The 14,362-nt window shown below is 39.9% G+C and carries 16 protein-coding genes; 4 read left to right on the forward strand and 12 right to left on the reverse strand.

Annotated elements, in window-relative coordinates; genetic code table 11:
- Window positions 1-96: 96 nt before the first annotated feature.
- On the forward strand, window positions 97-459 hold the full coding sequence (locus CWC16_RS00790; protein ID WP_249929164.1) for a GNAT family N-acetyltransferase: 363 nt from the start codon (window positions 97-99) through the stop codon (window positions 457-459).
- Window positions 460-677: 218 nt separating this feature from the next.
- Here the strand turns inward: CWC16_RS00790 and CWC16_RS00795 are convergent, their stop codons facing one another.
- The 7 genes from CWC16_RS00795 to CWC16_RS00825 form a co-directional block, all read right to left on the reverse strand.
- Complete coding sequence (locus CWC16_RS00795; protein ID WP_138540105.1) at window positions 678-1,385, reverse strand: TOPRIM nucleotidyl transferase/hydrolase domain-containing protein; 708 nt, start codon at window positions 1,383-1,385, stop codon at window positions 678-680.
- Window positions 1,386-1,467: 82 nt separating this feature from the next.
- A complete protein-coding gene (locus CWC16_RS00800) occupies window positions 1,468-2,832 on the reverse strand; it encodes an ATP-binding protein (RefSeq protein WP_138540106.1) in 1,365 nt (454 codons plus the stop codon).
- A gap of 871 nt (window positions 2,833-3,703) precedes the next feature.
- Window positions 3,704-3,970, reverse strand: a complete 267-nt coding sequence (locus CWC16_RS00805; protein WP_138540107.1) for a S24/S26 family peptidase — start codon at window positions 3,968-3,970, stop codon at window positions 3,704-3,706.
- Between the two features lie 49 nt (window positions 3,971-4,019).
- Complete coding sequence (sodN, locus tag CWC16_RS00810; protein ID WP_138540108.1) at window positions 4,020-4,520, reverse strand: superoxide dismutase, Ni; 501 nt, start codon at window positions 4,518-4,520, stop codon at window positions 4,020-4,022.
- 11 nt (window positions 4,521-4,531) lie between these two features.
- Window positions 4,532-4,714 (reverse strand): hypothetical protein, encoded by a 183-nt coding sequence (locus tag CWC16_RS00815; protein ID WP_138540109.1) that lies wholly within the window; start codon window positions 4,712-4,714, stop codon window positions 4,532-4,534.
- Window positions 4,715-4,727: 13 nt separating this feature from the next.
- Window positions 4,728-5,135: a DUF2753 family protein gene (locus CWC16_RS00820; RefSeq protein ID WP_138540110.1), complete on the reverse strand. Its 408-nt coding sequence runs from the start codon at window positions 5,133-5,135 to the stop codon at window positions 4,728-4,730.
- Window positions 5,136-5,138: 3 nt separating this feature from the next.
- Window positions 5,139-5,558 carry a hypothetical protein gene (locus CWC16_RS00825; protein WP_138540111.1) on the reverse strand — a complete coding sequence of 140 codons (420 nt, stop codon included), beginning with the start codon at window positions 5,556-5,558 and terminating at the stop codon, window positions 5,139-5,141.
- Window positions 5,559-5,735: 177 nt separating this feature from the next.
- On the opposite strand from CWC16_RS00825, the gene CWC16_RS00830 reads away from it, so the two are divergent.
- Complete coding sequence (locus CWC16_RS00830) at window positions 5,736-6,668, forward strand: ChaN family lipoprotein (protein ID WP_138540112.1); 933 nt, start codon at window positions 5,736-5,738, stop codon at window positions 6,666-6,668.
- 61 nt (window positions 6,669-6,729) lie between these two features.
- Here CWC16_RS00830 and CWC16_RS00835 read toward each other — a convergent pair whose 3' ends face one another.
- Genes CWC16_RS00835 through CWC16_RS00850 form a run of 4 tightly spaced genes read right to left on the reverse strand, consistent with a single transcriptional unit; the run spans window position 6,730 to window position 10,089 of the window.
- Complete coding sequence (locus CWC16_RS00835) at window positions 6,730-7,449, reverse strand: HugZ family pyridoxamine 5'-phosphate oxidase (RefSeq protein WP_138540113.1); 720 nt, start codon at window positions 7,447-7,449, stop codon at window positions 6,730-6,732.
- Complete coding sequence (locus tag CWC16_RS00840; RefSeq protein WP_138540114.1) at window positions 7,446-8,234, reverse strand: heme ABC transporter ATP-binding protein; 789 nt, start codon at window positions 8,232-8,234, stop codon at window positions 7,446-7,448. Before CWC16_RS00840 ends, CWC16_RS00835 begins: the two co-directional genes overlap by 4 nt.
- Complete coding sequence (locus CWC16_RS00845) at window positions 8,231-9,283, reverse strand: FecCD family ABC transporter permease (RefSeq protein ID WP_138540115.1); 1,053 nt, start codon at window positions 9,281-9,283, stop codon at window positions 8,231-8,233. The genes CWC16_RS00840 and CWC16_RS00845 overlap by 4 nt, the downstream gene beginning before the upstream one ends.
- Window positions 9,280-10,089: a heme/hemin ABC transporter substrate-binding protein gene (locus CWC16_RS00850; RefSeq protein WP_138540116.1), complete on the reverse strand. Its 810-nt coding sequence runs from the start codon at window positions 10,087-10,089 to the stop codon at window positions 9,280-9,282. The genes CWC16_RS00845 and CWC16_RS00850 overlap by 4 nt, the downstream gene beginning before the upstream one ends.
- A gap of 139 nt (window positions 10,090-10,228) precedes the next feature.
- Here CWC16_RS00850 and CWC16_RS00855 point away from each other — a divergent pair, with 139 nt between their 5' ends.
- The gene (locus CWC16_RS00855) at window positions 10,229-12,310 is read left to right on the forward strand and encodes a TonB-dependent hemoglobin/transferrin/lactoferrin family receptor (protein ID WP_138540117.1); all 2,082 of its coding nucleotides are present in this window, start codon (window positions 10,229-10,231) and stop codon (window positions 12,308-12,310) included.
- A 381-nt stretch (window positions 12,311-12,691) separates the two neighbouring features.
- Here CWC16_RS00855 and CWC16_RS00860 read toward each other — a convergent pair whose 3' ends face one another.
- Entirely contained in the window at window positions 12,692-13,354 is a 663-nt protein-coding gene (locus CWC16_RS00860; RefSeq protein ID WP_138540118.1) for a hypothetical protein, read from the reverse strand.
- A gap of 106 nt (window positions 13,355-13,460) precedes the next feature.
- Here CWC16_RS00860 and CWC16_RS00865 point away from each other — a divergent pair, with 106 nt between their 5' ends.
- Window positions 13,461-14,336, forward strand: coding sequence for a LysR substrate-binding domain-containing protein (locus tag CWC16_RS00865; protein WP_138540119.1), 876 nt, complete (start codon window positions 13,461-13,463; stop codon window positions 14,334-14,336).
- Window positions 14,337-14,362: the final 26 nt, after the last annotated feature.

A 14,362-nucleotide genomic window follows, 5' to 3' on the forward strand; every position in this document is an offset into this window, starting at 1 on the left:
TTTTTAGCCGTTCAAAACATATATCAGCAAGGTATTGATACCGGCAACGCGACCTTTCAAATCAAAGCTAAAAGTTGGCAGTAGTGGAATAGCTCTATGCTTAACTGTTGTCGCCTTGTTGCCGTTGAGGATGAAAAGGTGCTTGGCTGGGCGGGGTTATCGGCGGTTTCAAGTCGTGAGGTTTACTCGGGCGGTGCCGAGGTAAGTGTATATGTTGCAAACCAAGCCCAAGGCAAAGGCTTAGGGCAGGCACTGCTTTGTGCACTTATTAATGAGTCAGAAAAAAGCGGTATATGGATGCTACAAGCTAGTATATTCCCTGAAAACTTAAGTAGTATTGCTTTACATACTCGCAATGGTTTTAGGCAGGTTGGAAACCGAGAGAAATTAGGTAAATTGCAAGGCGTATGGCGCAATGTAGTTTTAATGGAAAGGCGCAGCGCCGTAGAGGGCCTATAACCATACAAACAGCGCAATAAGTTCGTATGTGCTTTTGATTAGTATTAAACCGTATTAGCGACCACCGTGGCGCCAAAAAACTAATCATTAGAGTAAGATTCCTTGCCAATTATTATCAATATTTTATGTTGTTGAATGGCTAAATGGTACTGTGGGCGGTCATTGGTAAACTTTGATGTATGAAGTCAAGATTTGACCTCATTTGCTTTAGACTCTTGTTATATTTTTACTTTTACTGGATATTTAGTTCGTATTTGTTCAATTAAGTCTGCTAATTTTATATATGTATCAGGTTCAGGTGTGCATGACACAGCCATATTCTCCGCTATTTCAGGCTTCGGTAAGGTGTAGGTCGACAACCCTTGTTGCTTTAAGAATTTTACAATTTGAGTATAAAATGGCTTAGTTTTGTCAAAATTATTAATAAAGCTTTGTTTGGAAATCTGAGGATTAGCTTTTAAAAAGTCTGTTTCAAAACATGCATCAATAAAGTCACAAGACTTAAAAGACTCTTCAAAGGAACCTCCTTGCAACCCGTTTGGTAAAGTCACTGTCGGTTTACAAGGAACTTTGAACAAATGAACGTTACTTGGCAAAGTATTTTTTAAAGGAACTTTAGATGGGTCGTCATCGTCAAAAGTAAAAATCATTGGCCTTTCATGGCTCAATGTTTGGTTCATTATTCGGATTACATGTTTTAAATTGCCAATTCCATTGTAATTAGCGATAACGATACCGTATTTAGAAAAGTTAATTCCTAACCCTTCTTCCAACAAAATCCTAAAAGCGACTTCTTCACTTTCTCCTTCAACAAATAAATATATACACTGTTCTAGTGCTGATTCTTTACTTGCTTCATCCCATTGCATCTCTTGAGCAAGTTCTTCTTGTATTACATCATATTGAATACTTTCGAAATCAGACATGCTTCACCTAAAAATATAACGCCGCAATAAACGGCAAGTAACGCTTGGCTAATATCGGCGAGGTACGAGTGCGAGCCAAGCGTTACGCGTCCGATTTGATTGTTTTGTTAGCTTTTGTTGCTTCTTTATCATTAAGAGTTTTCTTGGTTGCTATACCTTGAGACACAGAAAGGTTTTTACGCATCGCTCCGAAAGCATAATTCAAAATATCGTTAAGTTCAGCCTGTGTTAGCCGTTTCTTAGTATTTTCTTCATCTTTATACTTAAAGAAAGCCAATGCAAATGTCCTATAAAATGGATCTGAAAAGCTATATTTATGAGAGTCCTCGTCATATTTAATTAACTCACCATACTTTTCATCTATAAGGTTTTCTAAAACTCTAACAATTTGCTTCTCACTATATCTTAAATCTCTTGATTGAAGCTCAGCTAGTAACTCAGTAACCTTGGCTCCATTTTGATCTACTCTAGATAATGAATAAATGATGTCATCTGAATCCTTTAACTTTAATGAATTATCAAATGCACGTTTAATCGTATCTGACTCTAACTCTAAATATTCAGATACAGCATACGAAATATTCGAAAAGTCAAAGCTAATATAATCAAGTTCAGAAATAGTATTGTAAATATCCATCTCTTCACACATCAAGGAGCATAATTGGTGACAGATAGAGGCTACGCCATTGGAGTGGTGGCAAATATCATCTATTAGTCCACTGTCAATTTGTATGTTTAGTAAGTAGCAACCATTACTAACAATTTTTGCAATTTCAGCATCGTTCATTAAGGGGACGTGAATTTCAGCTAGTCGCCTTCTCATCTCAGAATCATATTGAACTACTTGCCTTGCTGTATTTACAGCACCAACGGCTACTATTTTTAACTCTGGATAAGTATCGGATAAATCCATAAAGAGCTTCATTAATTGAGTTAGACGCTTTTTATCTTCGCCTTCTATTTTATGAAAGTCTTCTAGTACCCAACAGTATTTAGCTTCACCAAACAACTTTGCTAGGTTAGAACCTGTAAGTTGTGGCGGAACATATCGTTTTGATTTTGATTGAGAAGAATCTTCTTTTTTTGAAGTTAGATGAGATTTGATTAATTGGAAGTTAGCTTTAACACCGGCGTCAACTGAAATTTTTCCAGATACAACTTTCTCATCTACGTAGAAAGACTCAAGTTGGTCAAAGGCATCTAGAATTACACTATCAAAAGACATTCCCTTCATGCAGTTTGTCTTTATGTGTCTTTCATAAACTTGTTGCAGTTTATTTTCTAGGAGTGTTGTTTTACCTGAACCTGAGTGACCATAGACGACAACTTGTTTGCCTCTTGTTTTTAAAGCGCGCACAATACGTTTGTTTATCGTCTCTCGCTCAACAAAATTAACCCTTGCTGGCGAGGAAGGTGTAAATATCTCTTCTACTGAATATTTTTTCATTTTATCTGAACTCCCTAGCCTTAGCTAACAGCTTGTTGAACACCGTTTAGGTGGTTTATAACACACCTAAACGGCATAGATTACATCCCATGGATAATTCCATTAATAATTACATTTGTAAACAAGTAATTAAAACAGCTAGAAATTAAGCATGTTATTTTGCCCAAAACGGCGGTTAATAATGCTATAGGAAAAAGTTAGGCTTCTACTTAAAAAAACAGGAATAAATTTAACTTTTTCAGTGTCCAGTTATTGCTCATAACCGCCTCTGAGCTGCCGTTATTAGCTATCCATTAAAATTCTAAACTCAAGTATCACCCTCTACACATAACGTTTTAGCATTTCAAAATACTGCTCAACACCTATATTCACTGCATCCACATTATCAGCAACATAGTCTGGAAATTATACCGACAATATTCACTGCTAATACCTACTAAATTTTGATGCCTCGGACCATTTGCACTTTTATATGTTGCTTGTGCATGGGTATTAGCTGCGTGTGTAGCTAAAGGTTTTGCTGTGAGTGGTCTTATGTTCAGTCTTTAATAGTGGCGGCTTATGCGCCAAGAAGGTGTGTTGCATATGGCAATATACTTAGCGGGGGCCATAAAGGTTGTGGTATTTTGCCACTGTGTTATTAAATCTTAGGTACTTTTTTCAGGTGGGTTATTGAGTGTCTATGGTTGGCACATAGTTTTATGGGTTTATTATTACATTTATTACAGGCGGTTATTGATTTGATCTTAACCAAAAAAATACAGAGCCAATTTTAGTGAACCAGCCTGAGCATAAGTTATTAAGCGGCTTGCAAAGCAATTTATATTTGCAAGCTAAAACTTATTATGTTGTTGGCAAAGTAGTCTTATTTTTATTTTTTGTTGCGGTGCTGTTTTATGTGAAATATTACGCGTCCTAAAATATTCCTTTGCTTGATTAAACCAATCTCTTTTGTACTTGTGCTACTGACATGATCGCCGGTTAATAGGTAGGTATTATACAGCCCTATATGGCAAATACGTTTAATGATCCGCCCATATTTTGGGTGCTCTACAAGTACTACATCACCCAATTTGTAGTTTATTTTTGGCCAGCGCATACTCAGTACATAATCTAAATCAAAAAAAGTAGGAGACATACTCTGCCCCCTTACTTTGCTTATGTTGCACTTTAACACAACGTGAGAGCTAGGCGCTTTTTAGGTCTGGGTAGACCACGTGCTCGCTTGGCGGGTATGGGCTTTTTGCTTGGTAGGTTGCAATGCCTTTGGTTTGCCAAAACGAGTCTGCAAATTGATTTACTAGCACGAGTAATTGTTCAGCGTGTTCGCGTTCTATATGTTGTTTACACTTTGATGCAGTGAGCATAATTGAATGCACTAATGCATGCGTATCTGGATACTGATCAAACTGAGGTTGTTTAAAATAGTCGCCCCAAATTACGCGTACTTCTTCTTTTACTTTAGCTGCATGAATTTCTTTTTCGCGCACTAACCGCGCAAGTTGTGCACTATTTGCCATTGATAGCGGTTGTTCTAATTCGTTAATAATATCTGTAAATCTAATTACGCTTAATGCTGCAATTTGTGCGGTGCTTGGGTCGTATATTTTGCAAGGAATATCGCAATGTGCTGCTGCACTTTTAAATTTTAATAGTTTATCTAGGCTGTTAATTAATGAGTAAAGCATACTGCGTTTCCTTATGATTTATTGCGCTTAACGCGTTTGTAAAACGAAAACGAAAAAGCGGCTACTACGGCTATAATTGCGCCATAAAACAATAGGTGTAAGTACCCAGCAGACCAATGCGCGTGGTCATGACCTTCGTGGGCTAAAAGCGGCAAGCTCACCATGGCTATAAAAATAACGAGTAAGTTTTTCAATTGTTTATCTCCTTTAATTAAGACTCTGTGCTGCAAACGATTGGGGTGTATATGAATGCGTTTTAACAAACACCATAAGCTCACTGCGGTTTTTGCTGAGCCCCCACAATAAAGCTGATAAGTCGTTGTGTTTATGGCTATTGCTAAGCTGTTTTTCTAGGCGCTGTTGGGCTTGTTTTAATAAACTGTAAGCTGAGCCGTATTGCGTTTGCTGCGCCAGTAACGTTGCTAAATTATGATGAGCGACCAACATGGCACATACAGCGGCTTTGTCTGTTGGGTGTGCGCTTAACAAGTTATTAGATAACGATAAAGCAACATGGTAGTGGCTTTTAGCACTGTTGTTATTGCCGTTGTTAAAGCATTCGTTACCTGCTTTTGTATAGTTTTGCCATTGCTGGTAATCGCTTAAATTACGCATATTTTAGTGCTCTGTAAGGTATTGTGGGTGTTGTAATGCGAGTTGTTTAAGCTGCGCAATACACAAAAAAACAAAATCACTGAGTTTGTCGTCACAATAAAAAAGATCGTATAGCAGACTAATTGATTGTGCTAAGGCGTTATGGGCTGCGTGTTTTTCGCCTAAAAAATACAGCGTGGAATAGAGGCGCTCTGTTAGTGAGGTTATTTGTACAAGCTGCGTTTTATCGGCGTAATTATGCATTTGCGTTAGTAGCGTAACGCTTTCTAGCGCACTACCTAAATGCGGTAAAGCCTGTGCAAACTGGTACTGTTTAAATAATGCTTCGCCACTTAATTGTGCGGTTTCAATATCTATAAGCGCTTGCTCAGGTTGGCATAAAACATGTTGTTTATGCCTAGCGCACAGAAATGGCAAAGCCATAATATGTTCCTCATTTATTTACTTGCTAAAACTGTAAAGCAGAAACACAAATAGATCAAATGATAATTGTTTTTATTTGTATTTGCTTGGGTTTATGTTTTATTGGGGTGGTATAAAGCGGATTATAAATATATGATATTGATTATTATTTGTATTATCGGGTTATGAAAGGTGTGTATGAAAAAGTCTATGTTAACTCTGGCGTTAGTTATGGGTTTGAGTGGTTGTAGTACAACCACTGTGCTGCCCGATAAAAGCTCATCGCTGTATTTCTCAGCACTTTATAATGCCAAAGCAAAGGCTGTTAGCTCTGTATTATTAGAGCCCACGCTATTAAATGCCGATGTGGTTTTAGTAGGTGAATGGCATACGCACCCGGGCGTGCATTTATTTCAGGCTGAGTTATTTGAGCAATTAAGCAAAAGTAATAAACGCACTGCCCTTTCGCTTGAACAGTTTAGCCGTGCCGATCAGCCTATCTTAAACCAGTATGTTAAGGGTGAAATTGGCGAGCAATACTTAATTGATAACACTCAAGCGTGGCCTAATTACAAAAGTGACTACCGTGCGCTTATAGAGCTGGCAAAAACAAACAATAGCGATGTAATAGCTGCAAATGCGCCAAAAAATATTGTTACGTGTATTGGCAGGCAAGGCATAAGTTACCTAAATAAACTTGATGATAAACAACGCCGCTACATTGTAGCCACTATTGATACGTCCCCCAGTGATTACAAACAACGTTTTATGACCTCAATGCACCACGGCTCACCGAGTCAAAACGAAAACTATTATGCTGCGCAAGTTACCTGGGATGAAACCATGGGTGAGTCTATCGTTAACTATTTAAATAATCATAAAGATGCGCAGGTAATGCATATAGCGGGCGATTTTCATGTAAAAAATGGCGAAGGTATAGCACGTGTTATTAAGCGTCTAGCGCCAGAGTTAAATGTTGTTTGGGTATCGCCGGTAACAAGTGTGCAAGCTAATCAAAGTGGGTACCAATTGCAGGTTAACCCTTTGCCTACTCGCTATGTACAAAAAGAACATCAACAAGCGGCTTTTAAGGCTTTAGCCAAACGAGGCGAGCAAACAGCTTGCTTATGAAACAACGACATAGTTAGTGAATCTCTTAATCAGAGTTCAGGTTAACTATGTCGTCATTTATTTAGTCACTTCGAGCTTGGTTAGTTAACGCAACCAGCGCTTTACGTACCTCTAACGGGCTGTTGCACTGGGTTTTAAAGTTAATAAAGTAGTTACGCTTTTGGCTTTGTATATAAAAACCTGTGGGTAATAAGCCGCTCATTATTGGGGTGTTATCAGCAACGTTATAGTGCTGCATTAATATGAGCGACATAGCATCTTGATGATCGTCGTTCATATGGCTTATCATGCTTTGCTGCTGGTTTTCGTCCCAGTTTTTTGCCTCGCCTTGCCATTCGTTTTGTTCAAGCCAAAATATTTTTCCAAAGCCGCCAATGTAGCGCACGCGCACTACGTCTAATTGCCATAACTGAAAGTCGTGCGCGTTGCGATAGCTAGCGGCTTCGGGATATAGGGCAATATAGTTATTAAGTAAAGTGTGTGCGTGCTCACTTGGCACAACAGAGCCATCCCCTACAAGCGTTACTCGCCCGTGCTCGTTTTGATCGCCGTAGTCGGCAGCATCAAATACGGTAAGGCTCATGCGAGAGTCGTGCTTTAGGTTTTTAGTGTGCTGGGCTATATCGCTAATAAAAAAGTAAACACGGCCTTGTTCGTCGCACATATAAGGGGTTACTGATCCAAACGGGTAGCCGCGTAAATTATTAGAAATAGTCGACATTACACCGGCATTGGTTTTGTAAACCAAGGTGCGTGCATCGTTTAATGCTTGCTCTCTCATAAAAACTCCTGACGTTGAGAAAAAACCATGGGTGCATCGTTATAAGGATGAGGATTTACATGCAGTTTCATGGCGTACATTTGTTGTAAGTTTTGTTCAGTTAATACGGTGTTTATAGGCCCGCTTTGCAGCACTTTTTTGTTGTGCAGTAAAATAGCATCGGTTGCATAAAGGCTGGCCAAATTTAGATCGTGTATTGCAATAATGGCGCTGTTACCCTGCTCCACAAACGCTTTAACGCAGCTGAGCAAAGCATGTTGGTGGCGCATATCAAGTGCTGATGTAGGCTCGTCGAGCAACATGAGTTTTGGCTCGGCCGATTGTGTAAAGGCGTTTAGCTGCGCTAAAGTACGCGCCATATGCACGCGTTGTTGCTCCCCGCCCGAAAGCGCACTTACGCGGCGAGTTAAGTAATTACTTAAATCCATAATTGCGGCGTATTTATGTACTTTTTCGCTTTGCATTTTTAATGACTCTACATACGGGTAGCGGCCCACTGCAATAAGCTCAAATACAGTAAAATCAAACCCTACGTGGTTTGCTTGCATCATCACCGCGCGCTGTGTGGCTAGGCTTTTTTTAGCGTGAGAGGCCAATGGCTTGTTATTAAAAAGTACACTACCTGTAAAGGCATGCATACCCGCTAAGGTATGTAGCAAAGTAGACTTACCAGCGCCATTTTCACCAAGTAGTGCAACAAGTTGCCCTTGTTTAGCACTGCCATTAATGGTGTTTAAAACGCTATGGTTGCCAAAGCCAACGCTTAGATTACTAAACGCGATCATGACCAACCTCGCTTATTTTTAACGATTAAATAAATAAACAATGGCGCACCTAAAAGCGCAGTAATAATGCCAATAGGTAGCTCTGCAGGCATAACGACTAAGCGTGCTAACCAGTCTGAAAGTAGCAATACTACTATGCCAATTAACATACAAAGCGGCAGCATATTACGTAAATGCGGCCCCACCATTAAGCGGGCAATATGCGGGACTACTAAACCAACAAACCCTATTAAGCCGGTAAGTGCTACAACCGCACCTACCCCTAAGGCTACAAGTATAATTACGTATAATTTAAGCTTATTTGTGTCTACTCCTAGGTACTGAGCTTGTGACTCGCCAATAAGAAGTAAGTTCATAGGATTTTTTAAACGCCACAGGCCAATTAGGCTAATAAGCAGTAATGGCGCAGCTTGAATAATTGTGCTCCAGCTTGCTCCGCCTAATGAGCCCATGGTCCAGTAATTTATTAATCGTAATGCGCTGTCGTCGGCAAAAAAGCTCAGTAGCCCAATAACCGCAAAGGCTAATGCATTAATAGCCACACCCACTAATATAAGTGTGGTGATATTAATTTGCCCTTGTTGCTTGGCAATAAAATATACCAGCGAGGTAACACCAAGCGCCCCTAAAAACGAGGCATAAGGTAAATACAGCTGCGCGTTAAAATCAAACTGCGCGCTAAGTGCTATAAACGCCACAGCAACCATAGCCGCGCCTGCACTAATGCCAATAATAGATGGGTCGGCTAATGGGTTGCGACACAGCGCTTGCGTTGATGCACCCGTTTGAGCAAGCACCAATCCTACAAGCACTGCAAGCATAAAGCGTGGCAAACGTATTTGCATAACCACGTTAATTTGCAGCGCATCAAACTGGTTAAAGTACTCGGGCGCAAGCCAAGCAATGGCTAAACGCCAATCCCATCCTGCAGGGCCGTATCCTATACTTAGTAGCGCCAAAGCAAAAATAAAAACAGAGGCTAATAGCATCCATTTATGGGGTTGGCTAAGTGTTATGGGCACAAAGCGGCTTAACGTTAGGGTGTTCATAAGTGGGCTTTGTACTCGCTAAGCTCATTAATTGCCGTGGCAATACGCGGCGACATGCCAAGCGAAAGCAAGCTATCCATTACAAGTAAGTTACAGCTTTGCGCGGCTTTTAATAAACGTAGTGTAGGTTGCTCACAAAATGCCTGCTTACCGCCAAGGCTTTGCACAACATGCTTTGGTGCAACTAAAAAGTCAGGCTGATTTACTGCAAGTACTTCATTATTAATTGCTTTAAAGCCTGAATGTGTAGCCCCTATATTGGTAATGCCTGCATAGCTAAATAATAAATTAGGCACAGTTTCTTGCCCTGCAGCAACAAGCCCGCGCTCATTAGCTGAGAGTAAAAATAGCGCACTGTGCGTTTGCTGTTTTGCTTTTTCGGGCAGCGATTTAGTAATTTGAGTAATAAGTGACTGTGCTTTTTGCTGGGCCTTTAAATCGTCACCCAGGCGTTTAATTAGCGCAAGTAGCTCGTTAACTGAGGTGGGCTTTTTATAATGAATGAGCTTAACCCCTGTTGCCTCAATTTGCTTAAGTGCTTGGCTTCGCCCTGCGCCTTCAAGCGCTAATAAGGTAGTTGGGCGCATAGAAAGCACGCCTTCTGCTGCTAAATCGCGGTAATAACCCACTTGCGGTAATTGCGTAGCTTGTGGCGGGTACATGCTAGATTGATCAACCGCTACAAGGGTACTTTGTTTGCCTAGCGCATAAATTATTTCTGTAAGGGTGCCGCCCGCGCTAATAACGCGTTCTTGCGCAAGTGCAGGTTGGGCCATTAAAGCAAACAATATAAATAGGTATTTCATTCCATACTCCGGTTTTATTTTTTGGTTATTATAACTAATACAATCTAAATGAAAATGATTATCATAACCAATTGATCTTATTTTGACTTAGTTGTAACATTCCCGCCATAAATAATAACTATTATCATTTGGAGTTGATATGAATCCCTCTGCTTTTAAATTTACTGCTATAGCAACCTTATTACTTGGCTCGGGCACTGCATTTGCCGAAAACATAATTGACGATCATATTGTTGTGAGCGGCTCTCGCTTTGAACAAAAACTTAAAGATGTAACAGGCTCAGTTACTGTTATTACCGAGCAAGACATAGAGCGCCAGCTAGCTGTAGATTTACAAACCATGTTTAAGTACGATTCAAGCATTGCAACTACTGGCAGTGGCGCAGGCGCGCAAACACTTACCGTACGTGGTGTTGGCGGTAACCGTGTTGTATTTATAAAAGATGGCCGACGCACTAACGATGGCTACGCAGGCGGAGGGGGTTATTTAGTTGGCCGCAATTACTTTGATGTAGCTGGTGTAAAACAAGTAGAAGTCGCCAAAGGCGCTGCATCGTCTTTATATGGCTCTGACGCACTTGGTGGCATTGTTGTTATAACCACTAAAGATCCTAGTGATTATTTAAAAAATAACGACAGCTTTGTAAAAATGGCACTTGGCTACCAAGGCCAAAGCAACCAAATTGCTGCTGATATTACCGCGGCAAAAGATTTAGGCGATATTGCAGTAAGCGCGGTTTATAGCCACCGCGACAGTGAAGAAGTACAAAACTATGACGAAAACCTACCCGGTTATGATGCAAAATCGGATGCTTTATTAGTTAAATTTGAGCAGCAACTTGATGAAAAGCGCACACTTAAATACACCCTCGATTACTTTAATCAAACTATTGATCAAGTAATTACTCCTGCCGTTCAAGAAACCGAAGAAGACGACACTAATTGGTCGCTGGCGCTAGATTACCATTCACAGGTAGCAACCGCTGCGTTTGATAAATGGCACGGGCAAGTGTCTTATAGCAGTTACGAGCAGCAAAGCGATCAAATTAGTGGCGCAAGCTCCTACACCGATTATAACGACTATCGTTTTGAGCAAAATATTTTAGGTTTAAAAGCGGTATTTAATAAAGGGCTTAAAGGAGAAACGACCGATCACGAAGTGGTATACGGCATTGATATAGACTTATACGACACCACTCGCCCACGTTTTAAAACACGTATTTTAGCCGATGGCACCGTTGATTTTACCGATCAAAAACAAAAAGCGTTTCCGGGTGCTGATACTTCTTTAATTGGCGCTTATATACAAGATAGTATTTCGTTTAATAACAGTGCCTGGTCGGTTATTGCTGGTGTGCGGTATGATTACTACACCCTAGAGGCTAAAAGTGATGAGCTATACGCCGATGCACAGCTTGATGATATTACCGAGTCTGCCTTTTCGCCTAAGCTAGGTGTTATTTACCAAGTAGATGATAACTTATCGTGGTACGGGCAATACGTACGAGGCTTTAAAATACCGCCGCACGATCAAGCTTATCAAAGCCACGGCGTTGAACCGTTTTATCAAATATTACCAAATGCCGATTTAGACCCAGAAAGCAGCGACTCATTTGAACTTGGGCTTAGATACGCAAGCAGCGATATTAGCGTAAATGTAAGTGCTTTTTATGCAGCCTACGATGACTTTATAGAAACGGCTGTAGTGGGTGTTGAGCCAACGTTTATTCCTGGTGTAAACAAAACGCTGTACCAATATCAAAATATTAGCGAAACACAAATAAGTGGCGTAGAAGCAGGAATTGCCATGTATGTCGCTGAAAATATACTACTAGAGGCAAACGTTGCCTACGTTGATGGTGAAAATAAAGAAACCGATCAACCACTTACCAGCATTAGCCCGTTAAATGGCTCAATATTGCTAACCACAGAGCAGGGTAATATTAATTGGACCGCTGCGTGGCGTTTAGCTAAATCGCAATCTGACGTAGTACTTGATGCAAACGGCGATAAAACCACACAAGGGCATGGCTACGGTATTGTTGATTTATACGCAAACTACGAGTGGCAAGCATGGCAGCTTAATGTAGGCGTACTTAACTTGCTTGATAAAGAATACGTACCTTTTGAGCTAATTGCAGGGCAATCACAAGGCGCTGATTTTAGCCAATACACCCAACCTGGGCGTAACTTTTCAGCCAAAATAAGCTATGAATTTTAATTAGCGTTTAACGCAGTACATGACATAAAACGCTGCATAAAGCTGTAGCGTTTTATGTTTATTTTTGAAATAACACCCATCTTTATTTTGAGTAAAAGCGGTGTTGACTCCGACAATTGGCAAATAAAATAGCCCAGCGTAATATTGTATTTAGATTTAGTTAAAATGACACCCATTTTAACTTATCGGTATTAACTGGAATAATTATAAGGTGACACCCATCTTAACTTTTCAATCGATTGATTGGGTTAACGACCTAAGCTTATAAACTTAACAAGACACCCACTTGAATCTGGCAATGGCTAAAGTACAAAATTAACAGTGGGTGTCACTGTAAACTTTTAGCTCTTTATCATCTTAAACTTACTAAATAGTTACACTTTATAAAACTGTAAAGTCTCGGGTTTCTAAATAACTCGGCGCATTTTTAAAACAGGCCTCTAGCTTACTTTTAAGTGCAGTATTTATCGCAGTATCACACTTTAACTCTGCGTTATATTTACCATTTCGCAAAGGTACTAAGCTTATTGAGTCATAGCTTGGCTTGCTTTGTATTTTATGAATTACCAAACCTTGTTGCGCTGAAATCTTTATTAAATCAAACTCTGCTTTTTTGGGTTTAGTTATAGCGAGCTTTTTTACATATAACGGATTTTTGAAAGTAAGTTTTGTTGAAAACAGTGCGCTGCCTCCACGCTCAAAATGGCCATTAAACACAATCGTTTTTAACGTGGGTGTCATCTTATTTATTAATAAGCTCAAATCAAATTTAGTTGGTAAAATAGTGATCTGAGTTTGCTTTATAAGTGATTCGTTTAGTGCATCTTTGATTATTTTAAGATGGGTGTCATCTGTTGTTACTTCATACACTATTTGGTAGTCGTGTGGAGGAGCGTATAACGGCATGTGGCTAGCCAGTACTTTATCGCCCGCTAATATAAGTGCCATACCATGAAATCCCACGTAGCTGTGGGTTTTGTGTTGATGTGTGTTTGCAAGTGCTGTGCTCGTTAATGAAATAAAAAGTAGCAGTATGTATTTCATGTTAATTCTCAAAAATAAATATAGCGCTACTATAAGCTGGTTTTTGTGTATAAATAATCGATAATAAATAACTTGTTGTTTCCTTTTAATCAATACGGCTTGGCGCATGCACATAGATGACATTGAAAAAGTAATACATATGGCGGGTTCGCAAAATCTGCATACAACCGCTAAGCATTTTAATATTACCCCAGGAGCGTTGTCTAAAACGCTAAAAAAGGTTGAGGCAAACTTAGCCACGGAGCTGTTTAACCGTGTGGGTAAAACCTTAGTACTTAATGATAAAGGCAAAGAGTTTGTTAAGCACAGTAGCGATTTAGTTCATAATTACCAGCAGCTCACTAGCCGTTTTAAAAGTGATAATCATAAATTTAATGCGGTTATTGCAGGCCCTGCCATGTTACTTAAAAGTGGCCTTAAAAAGCTGCTTACACCTCTTAGTAACCTGTCCTGCTCGGTGAGTATTAATAATGTGTTTGAAGGTGAAGCCATAAGCCAAGTTGCGTCTGGTGCGGCGCATATTGCGTTAGTGACTCGCGAGGTATTAGTTAATAGCTCACATACTAATTTAGTGGCGGTTGATTTATTTAATACTGGGTTTAGTGTGGCTGCACACGCTTCGCACCAGCTAGTACAAAAAGGGGTATTAACGCTTAATAAAAACCAATTACTGCAGACGGCTTTTGCATGCCCTTTGTTTTCGCCTTTATGCGGCTTAGAGCAAGGTATAGGTTCCGACGGCTGGCAAGATGAAATAGCCCCGCGCAATATTGTTTTTAGATGTAGCGACTACAGTGCGTTAATAGAGGTTGTGCAAAGTGGCTTGGCGTTGGCGTATTTTCCTAACTTTGTGATTGACGATTTAGGGCTTACAAAATTAACTGTAAAGGGGGTTAACAGTCACTACAGTGAAAGCATTGTAATGATATACAAACCTTCAAAGGCTGATGGTTGGCTTAATAAACTTATGCATTCTTTATAAAAAAGCGCTTAAAAATATAAAGCGCC

The sequence above is a fragment of the Pseudoalteromonas sp. S3776 genome (genome assembly GCF_005886915.1).
Lineage (GTDB): Bacteria > Pseudomonadota > Gammaproteobacteria > Enterobacterales > Alteromonadaceae > Pseudoalteromonas.